The sequence below is a fragment of the Prosthecobacter sp. genome (assembly GCF_044226605.1).
In the GTDB taxonomy this organism is placed as follows: Bacteria; Verrucomicrobiota; Verrucomicrobiia; order Verrucomicrobiales; family Verrucomicrobiaceae; genus Prosthecobacter.
In genome coordinates this window covers 207,637-219,775 of the sequence record NZ_JBGAGS010000011.1, presented here as the reverse complement: position 1 = coordinate 219,775, position 12,139 = coordinate 207,637, and the positions used below count along the sequence as shown (strand labels likewise).

Annotated in this window: 9 protein-coding genes; 1 reads left to right on the top strand and 8 read right to left on the bottom strand. The window is 56.9% G+C overall.

Going from position 1 to position 12,139, the window contains the following annotated elements:
• Positions 1-104: 104 nt before the first annotated feature.
• Together ACILSO_RS17120 and ACILSO_RS17115 are read right to left on the bottom strand one after the other, a co-directional pair.
• Entirely contained in the window at positions 105-836 is a 732-nt protein-coding gene (locus ACILSO_RS17120) for a choice-of-anchor E domain-containing protein (RefSeq protein WP_395738655.1), read from the bottom strand.
• Between the two features lie 515 nt (positions 837-1,351).
• A complete protein-coding gene (locus tag ACILSO_RS17115) occupies positions 1,352-1,990 on the bottom strand; it encodes a LuxR C-terminal-related transcriptional regulator (RefSeq protein WP_395738654.1) in 639 nt (212 codons plus the stop codon).
• 594 nt (positions 1,991-2,584) lie between these two features.
• Between ACILSO_RS17115 and ACILSO_RS17110 the strand changes: the two genes are divergently transcribed.
• Positions 2,585-3,262, top strand: a complete 678-nt coding sequence (locus ACILSO_RS17110) for a response regulator (protein ID WP_395738653.1) — start codon at positions 2,585-2,587, stop codon at positions 3,260-3,262.
• Positions 3,263-3,652: 390 nt separating this feature from the next.
• Here ACILSO_RS17110 and ACILSO_RS17105 read toward each other — a convergent pair whose 3' ends face one another.
• The 6 genes from ACILSO_RS17105 to ACILSO_RS17080 form a co-directional block, all read right to left on the bottom strand.
• Entirely contained in the window at positions 3,653-5,803 is a 2,151-nt protein-coding gene (locus ACILSO_RS17105) for a GumC family protein (RefSeq protein ID WP_395738652.1), read from the bottom strand.
• Between the two features lie 89 nt (positions 5,804-5,892).
• Positions 5,893-6,402, bottom strand: coding sequence for a polysaccharide biosynthesis/export family protein (locus ACILSO_RS17100; RefSeq protein ID WP_395738651.1), 510 nt, complete (start codon positions 6,400-6,402; stop codon positions 5,893-5,895).
• 171 nt (positions 6,403-6,573) lie between these two features.
• On the bottom strand, positions 6,574-7,848 hold the full coding sequence (locus ACILSO_RS17095) for a hypothetical protein (protein ID WP_395738650.1): 1,275 nt from the start codon (positions 7,846-7,848) through the stop codon (positions 6,574-6,576).
• An 8-nt stretch (positions 7,849-7,856) separates the two neighbouring features.
• On the bottom strand, positions 7,857-8,672 hold the full coding sequence (locus ACILSO_RS17090; protein WP_395738649.1) for a hypothetical protein: 816 nt from the start codon (positions 8,670-8,672) through the stop codon (positions 7,857-7,859).
• 600 nt (positions 8,673-9,272) lie between these two features.
• Positions 9,273-10,517, bottom strand: a complete 1,245-nt coding sequence (locus ACILSO_RS17085) for a glycosyltransferase family 4 protein (protein WP_395738648.1) — start codon at positions 10,515-10,517, stop codon at positions 9,273-9,275.
• Positions 10,514-12,136 (bottom strand): glycosyltransferase, encoded by a 1,623-nt coding sequence (locus ACILSO_RS17080; protein ID WP_395738647.1) that lies wholly within the window; start codon positions 12,134-12,136, stop codon positions 10,514-10,516. The genes ACILSO_RS17085 and ACILSO_RS17080 overlap by 4 nt, the downstream gene beginning before the upstream one ends.
• Positions 12,137-12,139 lie beyond the last annotated feature (3 nt).

Here is a 12,139-nt window from a genome sequence, read left to right as displayed (position 1 = left end):
TAACGCAGTCGCGGGCAGCAACCACAGGGAGATGTTTTTTGATGAAGTTCGGGTGTTCAATGGCGCGAGTGGGTGAGAGGTGAATGCTGCGGTTCAGACCAAAATCAGACGATTTCAGCCGTGGCGCTTTTCTTCCGGCGCTTGAAGGCCACGCAGGACAGGCCCAGCAGACCACCGAAGCCAAGGATCATGGCAGGAGGTTCAGGCACAGGTGCGATGGGGGCCGGAGCGGCGGTGTAGGTGTAGGTCACATGCAGATTGCCGGTGCTGGTGCCGGTGATGCTGGTGAGCCAGGATGTGGTCACGCCAGATCCGGAGGCCGTGACGGTGGCGCCGAAGGTGTTCGTCACATACAAGGGCACCGAGCCGGTGCCTTTGAACGAATCGAAGTCCGTGTCTCCGGGAAGGTAGCTGCTGGAAGCCGTCAGTGTACCGAGAGCGATGTTGCTGAGGCTGTATGACTGCCCATTGGTCAAGGTTCTGCTCGGGGTGGAACCGGTAAGGTTCACCGTTTTGGTTTTGGTGTCTTCCTCAGCCAGAGTGCCGCTGTCACCAACGGATGGCAGATAGCCGTCCACCGTATTGGTGAAAACGATCTTGTTCACCGTAACCGTGCCGGAGTTCATGTTGGTCACCGACGAGGAGGCGATGCTGGAGTTGACCGTCCAGTCAAGCGTGACGCCAGTCAGCGTGCCTAGAGCGGTGTTGAACTGGTTGAAGTAGAACTGGCTGCCACTGGAGATGGTGCCAAAATCAACCGTCTGAGTGATCACATCAGCGCGGGTCGTGAGAGCTGTTGCGAAGAGGAATGTAGCTAGTGTAATGATTATTTTCATAACAATCATACAATCGACACAAAGGAAAAAGACACAAATCCCGAATGGTAAGTGATGCCTTATGGGGTAAAGAGTTTTAGATCGAGGTGGGATGGTCTCACGAAACCCGCTTTCGAAAACCGCTTCGAAACTGCCGATTTACCTAGTGAAATCGGCTTCTTGGAAAGCGTTGTTTTCAAACGAATATCCAGGTGATTAACACCGGGATGTCGTAACAAGAAATGGCTGAAAATTCAGAACCGGTCTTCACCAGGGAGTAAAGAATGGAGCGATATGATGCAGGAAATCTTTTCTATTCCAGAAAACCTGCGTCTCGTATGGGCATGTCGGTTCGCCACTGAAAAAGTCACTTCACCGAGCGGAACTCAAGCCGCGAGTAAACCTGGCCAAGGTGAGAATGGAAACCTTGGGGGTGGAAGAGGAAGGCTTGGCAGGGCGGGGAAGATCCGCCTTTGCTACTCTTCTGAGCGCTCGCTGCGGCAGAGCAACCGCTCGCAGCGAGTTCCTGGGGACTTTTAGATCCAAATCCGGACAGCTTCCAGAATGCTGGACACACCCAGCTTGCCCAGCGCGTTGCGCTTGTGGCTTGAGATTGTTTTCATGCTAAGTCCCAGGCGGCTTGCCACCTGGCTGGGCCGCAAGCCGGACACCAGCAGTTCCAGCACCTCTTCCTCCCTCATTGAGAGGGCATACTGCGAACCATCCTCTTCATCGGGCGTGCCCCCGGAAGGAGCCACAGACCGTGCCAGGACGGAGGCGAGTTCGCTGGACATGTAGGGCACACCTTCCCAGGCGGCATGCAGTGCACGCTTCAATTCTTCAACGGACTCATTGCAGCCAAGGAAGACACTGGCACCGGCCTGCATCGCAGTACGGGTCGTCACCGGGGCCGGGGGGCCGCAGATCAGCATGATGTGTTTTCCGCCCGTCAGCGTGATCACAGCCTTCAGGGAGTCGATCCCGTGGTCCATGTCGCGCGGGTGAAATTCCATCATCAGAACGTCCACCAAGCTCGATTGAACGGCGGTCCGCACTTCTTCCAGGTTGGAAGCTTCGTTGATTTTGCACCCCGGCAGAATTTTCTTCAGCAGTAGTTTCCAGCTCGAACGTGTAAATTCGCTCGGATGAAACAGCAGGCAGTTGGGCATGTTCATGGTCGTAGGACTGTTCGCTGCGATTTATAATTGCTGCCTCGCAGAGCTGAGGTTGATAATATTATTGGTGATTATCATAATCAGTGAATTGGTTGGTTGGGATTCAGCTGTGGTTGGATCGAAGTCGCGTGGAACTAGCTCGAAGGGGTGGGCGATGTTTTAAAACTCGTTTCGCATCACTCCACTGAGGGCAGGATCTATTCGACGGGTTTGATAATTAGAGAGTAACGTGGCTTCATAATATGTGACGAGTCCGTCACAGGTCATTAAAGCCCAATCTTGAAATAGGCTAAGCAGGCGCTTATAATTATTGCGTTCCGGGAGTTTTTGAATGTCACTGAAATTAGGGAAAACAGAGTCGCTCTGAAATGGAAGAATAACGCTTTCCGAAGCCTGTAAGACATTCCCTAAGTCGCTGAAGATGACCGCTTAAAGTTACGCTTATCTAAAAAGGCGGACAGGACTAAATAAATAAAACTAAATTTAGCGGCTTTATAAGATTTTCCATATACCTGTATATTGTCATAGCAGCCAGACCGGCTGTTTTTTCTCCACATACAAAAAGCGCCTTTGGCCCTAACACCCTCAAATACAATGACTCCCGCAACTAAAAAAATCATGCTCGTCGATGATCATGCGATGTTCGCTGAGACCTTGGGGCAATACCTGCGCCTGATGTTCAAAGACTATGAAATTCTGGTAGTTACAAGTGCTGAGAAGGCACGCGAACTCTCCTCCCGCCAGAGCATTGACGTGGTTCTCATTGACTTGGAAATGGCTGACTGCTCGGGGCTGACACTTCTGGCAGACTTTGCCTCTGCCATGCCATCGCCTGCTTGCATCGTTGTCAGCATGCACATTCAGGCCCTGTGGATCGAGCGTGCTTTGAAAGCAGGTGCCTGCGGCTATGTTGCCAAGGATTCGCCCCCCGGAGAAATTGTCACGGCCATCAATTATGCCCTTCGTGGCAAAAAATACCTTTCGCGCAGTGTTGCCCAGTCCTTTGCTGAAAATGCGGTGAGACTGCCGGCAGGCGGGAAGGAACTGCACAAAGTGCTGAGCAGCCGCGAGTTTGAAATCTTCCTGCAACTCGCACATGGCAAGAGCTTGAAAGCCATCTCGCTGGACTTGAGCCTGTCCGCCAAGACAGTCTCCGTTCACAAGCACAACATCTGGAAAAAGACCGGCATCGACTCTGGGGCAAAGATCGCCCGCTACTGCGTGGAGCATGGTCTGCTGGCAGGTGGTAGCCCGGCTTTCCAGGCTGCCTGACAAGTTTATCATCTCAGAGTCCCTTTTGACGGGACCCCGGCGCGCCCGGACGATTCGCTGATTCATGGCTGATTAGCCAAGAGCGTTCGTCCGGGCCTTTTTTTGCATCTGCAGCCTTGTCTTGGAACAAGAAGCCAACGGATAGCAGAATGCGTGGAAGCTCAGCGCTTTAAACCTTCAAACCTGCGGACATTTCAGCGGCGGCCACACAACTCTAAAAACGTGGACTGATGAGAGACGGGCTGCACGCATGGAGTTCTGCTCGTGCCCCCCTCTTTCTTCAGCACCCGCAAAAAACCGTGTGCACATGCGAAGATGTGCACACGGTTTAAAAGTCTGACCCGCTTCTACGCCGGAATTGCGGCGTTGATCAAAGAGCAGAGAGGAGGCTTAGCCCAGATGGTTGGGAGTATGCAGGGCCCGTGAGGCGGGGCGGAGCGGAGCGGTTTCCTCCGCGTCGTTTCCTTTGTAGTAAGACCGGTGGTAGTAGTAGTCGTGACTGCGGGTGCGCGCAGCCAGACGGTTCAGGACGAGGCCTGTCAGAGGAATGCCTGTCTGATGAAGTTTGCGGATTGCCTCCTGAATGATGTCGGCTGGAGTGCGGTTGCAGCGGACCACCAGGAAGGTGCTGTCCGCCAGGGAGCCAAGCTCAAGGGTGTCATTCACCGGGATCAAAGGAGCGGTGTCGATGACGATGCGGTCAAAGCCCGCTGAGAAAGCCATCTCCTTGAGTCGTTCGACCCCACAGGTGGAGAGGAGTTCCGCAGGATTGGCCACGCGTTTGCCTGCCGGCATGATGGCCAGATGTGCGATGCCACCGCTCAGGCAGACTTCGGCAAACGAAGCCTCTTCAAGCAGCAGATCGATGACGCCCTTTCGGCTGCTGGGAATGCCAAAAACCTGAGCCAGCTGCGAGCGGCGAAGATCCATGTCGATGAGCAGCGTGCGGAAGCCCTGGCTGGCCAGGCTGACTGCGAGATGGGTGGACACAAACGTCTTCCCTTCATCTGGAACAGCGCTGACCACCATGTGACAGGTGTGCTGGCTTCTGGCCATGCGTGCGATGATGGCGCGGAACTCGCGGAAGCTTTCGGCCACAGCCTTATGGGCTATCAGCGCCGGCGTCAGTCCCTGCGTTTCATGGCCTTTGGCCTGCGCCTCCATGGATTCGGGAGGCTGGCGCAGATTGGCGATCATGCCGAGAACGGGCACGCGCAGCTTCTGACGGGCGTCATCCACAGAACGGATGGAACGATCCTGAATGACGATGAGACCGATGATGGCAAGTCCAAGCATGAAGCCGCCGGCCGTGGAGCTGCCGACCACTTTTTTGGCATTGGGCGAAACGGGCTCTCCCGGCACCATGGCCAGCTGGTGCACCCAGATGGGCGGTGCTTCCATGCCCTTCGAAACATCCACCTGCTTGATCCGGGTCAGGACAGACTCGTAAACGGCCTGATCGGACTCCATTTCACGCTTGAGCACGTTGTACTGCACCGCGAGCTGTTCGAGGTCGAGCGCTTCAGACTCCTGTTTCTTGAGCTGCTCCTGCAGACGGCGTTCCAGTTCGCGGGCGTGCTCACAGCTTGATTCCAGCATGTGCACCGCATCCGCCAGAATGGTGGTCAGCTGCTGCTCCTGATTGACGATGACCGCCTGAACCGCCTCGTATTTGGGGTGCTTGGGCTTGTAGCGTTCTGCCAGCAGCGCCAGCGCGGATTTTTGATTGCTGATCTGGGTGAGAATGCCCGAGACCTTGGGGTGGCTGGCGATGGTAGGCAGGCTGAGGAGTTCATCGCGCGGAAGTTTCTCCTCCTTGCAGGCCTGCAGCTGAGTTTCCAGTGTCAGGCGCTCTTTGGACTGCTGGTTCAATTCAGATCCAAGCTCCTTCAGCTTGGAGAGCACGAGGTCCTTGCGCTCGTCCAGCGAGATGGCCTGGTTGGAGCGCTTGTAGTCATGCATGGCGATCTCCGATTTTTTGAGCTTTTCCTGTAGACGCTGCCCCTCGGACACCAAGGACTGAATGGCGCCCTGCATGGTTTTGCTTTTCTGGCTTTCCAGCTCCGCCACCAGGCTGAGCACAGCCTGATTGGAAAGGGAGGCCACCTGCTCGGGGTCCGCGCCGGTCACATTGAAATCGATCAGACGCGTGTCTTTGCGCAGAGAAATGCGAATCATGGAGCTCACGGTGGAGATCGCATGCTCGCGTGCTTCTTTTGAGGTGGCGGGATGTCCGCCGGCAAAGGCGGGCAGCTGGGTCAGGTTCATTTCTGTAACCACACGGCCCACAACTTCACGGCTTTTGGCAGCCTGGATGAGGGTGTTGACGGCCTTCTCGTCGCCGAGTGAAGGAGTGCCCACGCCATTGAGCCCAAGCAGAGAATGCTGCTCCGAACCAAACTGCGCAACGCTGACGGCCTCATAGACCGGCTTCTGGCGTTTGAAGTACGCGTAGCCCAAAACAAGCCCAAAAAGGGACAGCGTGATGGGGATCCAGCTGTGGCGGCGCATGCCGTCCACCAGCTGGGCAGGATTGAGCATGGATGGAGCAGACTCAGGATCTGCTTCCATACGGTGCGGCATCCCAAGGGGTGGCTGATGCAGGGATAGGGAGGCGGTTTGCATGTTTTTTAAAAGAAGCTTTCGGGAACGGTGATGACGTCGTCCTCGCGGACATAAAACATCATGGTCTGGCTGCCGGATGCCATGCTGTTGACATCCACCTTGAAGATCTTCTCCGTGCCATCCACGATGCGCTTGACGAGCACCCGCTTGAGATTGGCGATGCGTGTGGGCCCTCCTGCGAGGCCAAGCACCTGCAAAATGGTGAGATCTTTCTCGGAGGGGAGATCATGCGAGCCCGGCCGCTGCACCTGGCCGAGAATGGTGATGCGCTGCACGGAAAACTGGGAGACGAAAAGGTTCACCTCAGGATGCACCAGGTAATCTTTTCGATAGGCGTCTGCGATCACCCGCGCAGCGGCAATCTGGCTCAGTCCCTGGATTTTGATGGAACCGATCAGAGGGCATTGAATGGTGCCGTCCTTGCGCACGCGGCCGCCTGCGGCAAGTTCTGGTTCATTGAACACAGAAACCTGGATCATGTCCCCGGTGCGGATCTGATAGTCGGAAGGAACCATGCTCTTTTGAAAAGCATCGGCAGCCGGGGCACCGGAGGGAAGGGCGGTCGCCTCCTGAGCAAGGAGCGCTGAACTATGGCAAAGGCAGCATAGTTTCAGGCAGATGGCGGCCATGAAAGTGAGTTGCTTGGATGAGTTCATAAATTGAGGTTTTAAAATGGGTGGGGGGCTTTACCAGGAGCTGGTGAGGCCGGCTCCGACCAGGTCACGCACGAACGGCTGAGCCCCGCGGCCGGAAGAGTCGTTGGTGGTATGCTGATAGAACAGCTCCAGCGAGAGATGACGGTGCAGCGTGTACTTCATCCACGGGCGCACGAACCGGACGTGGTCCTGACGTGAGCTGGCCACCCCGGAGAGGTAGGTGTGGTATTGTGAGAAGTCATAACCAAAGTCCGCTCCGACGCTCAGCTTGGTGCCGAGTTGCTGCTGGATGCCGAGCATGACTCCTTCGGACTGGAAATACTGCCCGGAAAGAGATGGAGAGTTCTGTGCGCGTGCATACACATTCGCATAGAGAGAGGTCTTGGGGCCGACGGCATATTTGACCCCCACCATGCCGACCGGAAGCGTGGCGTCTCCCGCGGAAAGAGTGTGAAGAACATGGACACCGCCGGAACCAATGACCGAAAGCTTCTTGGATGCTTCGTACTCCAGGCGCACAAGGTAATCCTGACCAGTCTGGGTGCCGCTTTGCTGAACTTCCTGCACCATTTCATTGAACTGCAGGCCCAGGCGGAATCTTGGGGAGAACGCATAGTCCGCAAACATGCCGAACCTCCAGGTGGTGGAGGAAATCAGGGCGCCGTAATGAGTGTGCTGAAGCTGGCCGGAAAGACCGACACGCACTTTTTCGGAAACCTCATACATAACCTGCAGCTGCGGAGAAAACTGAATCCTCTGCGCCTGGCCGCCCACATCAAGGTCGCCGCCGGTGACCTGATTGAACAGACCGGTCAGCTTAAAGGAGGTCTTTTGCAGGCGATAATTCAGCGTCAGGCTCAGGTATTGGTTGAGGGAGTTCTGCTTGTCGAATTTGTCATAGAAGTTGAACTGGGCGTTGTAGTCAGCGAGCAGCTGCATTCTGGCCTTTTCGTCTCCGTAGGAATATTGGAACCCGGGGCGCACGCTCCACATCTGGTCGCTCTGCACATTGGTGTTTCTGAGAAACACATTGGAGTCATAGCGCCAGGTGCCGGAGGTGAAGACACGCAGCTTCCAGTTTTTCAGGAGATTCATCTGGTACTTCATGTACTCGTCCAGAAAGAGCTCCTCGGAGTCTTTCTGATCATAGGCGGTCTCATCGGCAGGCGTTGCCAGAGATGCTTTGGTGCCAGCGGCTGCATCGCGTAGCGTATCCTGGCCTTCTGCGGAAACGGCACGCAAAAACGCGCAGCACACCAGCAGTGCTGCAGACAGACGAAAAGTGGGGAGGCTTTTGGAAGTCATCGTCAGATTTATGGGGTGTCAGCTGAAACGACCGGGAGTGGCTTCTGCGGGGTTGAAAGGTCGGGATTGGAAGAGGGGTTGTTTGGCAGAGTGCCGGGAGAGTTGGGAGTCGAGCCCGGCGTCGAGGTCGAACCGCCGGAGGAGGGGTTCACGAGCTGATTTTTGGACTGCTCCACGAGGCTGTTGCCACTGGAAGGGCCGCCTGTGAGGTTGGTGACCTTGCCGGTGTTCGTATCCACGAGTTCGGCGGCGATCTTGCCATCGCGATTGAACAGCCAGATCACCGAACCCTGCGGCACTTTCACCTGGCCGCCAACTTCGCCACTGCCTGCGGCGGCTCCTTTGCCGATGCTGACATTGCTCAAGCCTTCACTTACAGCCACGATGGTTCTGCCTTCGTCATGCTGCACGGTCCAGGTGGCGGCCACGATCTGGCGGGGGCTGGTTTTGTCATCGGGCTTGCCTGCGTCTCCTTGCTCTTGTTTTCCACCGACGTTGTTAACGATGATGCCTTCGTCCGTGACGACGGTGACTTTGATGACTGGAACAGCGGGTTTGGAATCGCCATTGGCAGGAGGAGGCTGGTCAATGTGAAACAGGGCCTTGCCGGCAATGATGGTGAACATCACGCTGCCGCCGCCATCGCCATTGACGTCGGAACCGTCGAACCGAACTTTGGTGTCGGGATAGACAATGATGTGGAGGGTGGGGAGAGGCTTCAAGGAAGCGCCTGCGTCAGCACCGCATTCGATGACGGTACCGGAGCGAATGCTGTCTCCTTTGTGGACTTGCTTGGATTCACCACCGGGAGTGGAGATGAGCACAACGCCTTTAATGGCGGCGAACCTGGCCGAGACTGCGGTGCCCTGCTGTGCGTGAACGGTTGCCGTGGCAAGCAGTGGAAACAGGAGGCAAAGAAGGGCATGGCGGATCCACCGAAAACTGGAACTGGCAGGGGCAGGCGCACTAGCTATGAAAACCCGAATGTTTAAAATCATCATGAACTATAAATCACGGGAATATCCATAGAGATGTTTGCGTGGCTTAAATCCGGTTAAGGGTATGCTTATTGACAGCTCCCTGTAGGAGATCTGAAAGGCGTGGAAAATCCGGATTTTACCGATGGTGAGTGGAGGGCGGTAATGCGCTCATTTCCCTCGGATTAGGAGGGCGTTTTCGGGTGCCTTGAGTGCGGAAGCATGGCGTCCTGTGTGGGCATAGCTCCGCCATCGGTGGCGGTAATCCCTAGGGGCAGGCACCTGCGCTGTGCGCGGGTTTGCAACCCGTTGCGTTCAAGATGCCTGTTATGCCGCAAAATGCTCTTGCGGCTACTTCAGGCGGAGGCCTCATCGAGGCATGGCTCCGCCATCAGTCACAGTGTTTTTCAAAGCTGCCAACCGTGAGGCAGTTGAGCGGCAATTGCTTCAGAGTGGCAGCAGTTGCTGCATTCTGTTTGCGAGGGCTGTCTCGGCGCCGATCATTTCGGCTTCCTGCGGCATGTTTTGCCGCCAGTTGCGCTCTATTTCCACGTCAGGTTCTGACGTGGTGGAGGTTGCGTTGAAACGCTCCCATTCGCTTTCCACAAAGTGGTGGAAACGTTCGCGAAAATGTCTGGCGCTGAAGCGCTCGGCATTGCGCCGGCAGGCGTGCGGATCCCAGACTTGTGTGTCGGATTCCGCAATGGCGGCCTGCAAAGAGGCCACATTTTGCTCGCCAAAAAAGAGGCCGGTTTTGTTTTCGACAACGGTCTCAAGCGCGCCGCCGCGGCCATAGGCGATGACGGGAGTGCCGCAGGCCTGGGCTTCGAGAAGGATGATGCCGAAGTCTTCCTCGCCGCCGAAGACAAATGCCCTGGCGCGCATGAGATGGCTTTTCAGTACTTCCTGGGGCTGCCAGCCGAGGACTTTGACATTGGGTCCGGCGAGGCGGCGGAGCTTGGGAAGTTCGGGGCCGTCTCCAATGACGACGAGCTGACGGTCTGGCATGCCATTGAAGGCTTCGATGATGAGGTCCATGCGCTTGTACGGGACCAGGCGGGAGGCGGTGACGTAGAAGTTTTCCTTTTCGGTGCAGGTTTCGAAGCGGTCGATGTTGACCGGGGGATAGACGACAGCGGCATCGCGGCGGTAGACTTTTTCGATGCGGCGCGCGATGAAGCGGGAGTTGGCCATGAAGGCGTCCACGCCGGCGGCGGTGCGGCTGTCCCACATGCGGATGAAGTGGAGCATGCTGCGAACGAACCAGCCCTTGAGGCCGCTGTCCATTTTGGACTCCTTCAAATACTGCGTTTGGAGATCCCAGGCGTAGCGGATGGGCGAGTGGCAGTAGCAGAGATGGAGCTGACGAGGGCCGGTGATGATGCCTTTGGCAAAGGCGTAGCTGCTGGTGATGACGAGGTCATAGCCGCTGAAGTCAAACTGCTCGATGGCCAGAGGCATGAGCGGGAAGCAGTGGCGGTAGTATTTTTTGCCGCCAGGAAGCTTCTGCACGAAGGAGGTTTTGACGGGCTTGCCTTTGAGGAACTTGCGGTTCTCCTCGTCAAGCGCGTCGATGAGACTGAAGACATCAGCGTCAGGATAAACCTGGAGCATCTGCTCAAGGACGCGTTCAGCTCCTCCGTAAACAGGAAGCCAGTCATGGACAATAGCGATACGACGATTCGATTTCATGCGGCACATGGAGGTGGTTTGGGGAGGGGGATTGCAGGTGAGAGAAGCTGAGATTTTTTGGACCCCGCGGTCTGGCGGATGGCGGATTCAATTTTTTCCTGAACGGCGCTGATTGCGTAGGTGTCCTGCGCGGTGTGCTGCGCCTGAAGGGCAATGGTGGAGGCAAAGCCGGAATCTCGTTGCAGACGAAGAAGAGCGGAGGCGAGATCCGCTGCGCTGCCGGGATCGACAAGGAGGCCGGTGTGTTCGTGCTGGATGATCTCTGCGGCGCCGCCGGCGCGGGATGCGATGACGGGCTTGCCTGCGAGCATGCCTTCCACGATGACGCGGCCAAAGGGCTCGGGAAAGACCGAAGCGTGGACGACCACGTCTGCCATATCAAAATAAGGCATGGTATCGGACTGAAAGCCGGCGAAGTGGATGCGGCCTGCGAGCCCGGGCTCGTCTGCCTGTGAATGCAGGCGCTGAGCGTAGATGCGGTCCTCTTCGGTGAAGAGAGCGTCTCCAAGGAGCACGGCGTGCGCATTGGGGACAGTTTTGAGCGCTTCAAGCAGGACGTGCTGGCCTTTCCAGTGGGAAAGCCTGCCGGCCATGAGGATGGTCCAAGCAGCGGACGGGATGCCGAGGCTGGCGCGCAGGGCGGCGGTCTTTGGGGAAGGTGTGCGTTCTTCGGGGATGTGAAAGCCATTAGGAACGACGACACAGAGTTCGGCGCGGCCACCGCAGGCGATGAATGCGTCCTTGGTGGCTTCGGAATTGGCGATGACCTTGCGAGCGCAGTAATTGGCGCAAAAAATCAGGGCTTTCTGATTGAGAGAACTGAAGTGGCCATCGGCAATGATATCGTGCAGATGGAAGATCAAGGGGCGACCTGCGAGGCGTGCCGCAGGGCCGCCGATGATGAGGGATTTGGCGGTGTTGGCATAAACGACGTCGAACGCACGGGCCGCGCGGGCGATCTGCAAGGTGAGATCAACGATGGCGGGGACGGTGCGCAGCACGCATCGCAGCCCGGCCTGCTTGTCCACGGAGGAGGCTTCTTCGGCGAGTTTGAAGACGTGCGTTTTGACCTGGGCCTTCTCCAGTGCGGTGCGGAATTCGCCGTCCTGAAACAAAGCGACTTCGCTATCCGCAGCGCGCGCGGCGGCGATGTCCAGCAGCATGAGTTCGGCACCGCCGAGACGTCCGGTTTGATCGAGGAAGAGAACCTGAGGCGATGCGCCGACCTTTTTGCGCACGGTGAAGAGCTGCATGGCGAGGCCGCTGCAAATGCCGAGTACACAACCGAGCAGGCCAGCCCAGACGTCGGCCTGATCCATCGCACGGCCAGGGATGGAGGACTGCAGGCCTTCAAGCAGGAGGTTCAGCAGGGTGATGGAAGCAATCATCAAGAAGAGGCGCTGGAGCACCTTCTGGAGCGAACCCAGAGCGAACCATACGGTGAGGCCGAGGATGGCGAAGGCGAAGAGATTGAGCCAGAAGTCCATGTAGTCGAGGTATTCGGACCAGTGCTGAGGCAGGAAGGTGAGACGACGGTTTCCCAAGGTGGGCTTCAGGGCGAGCCAGAGCCCGGCGACGAGGAGGAGCAGCAGGGAGATGCGCGCGATTCGTTTCATCATGGA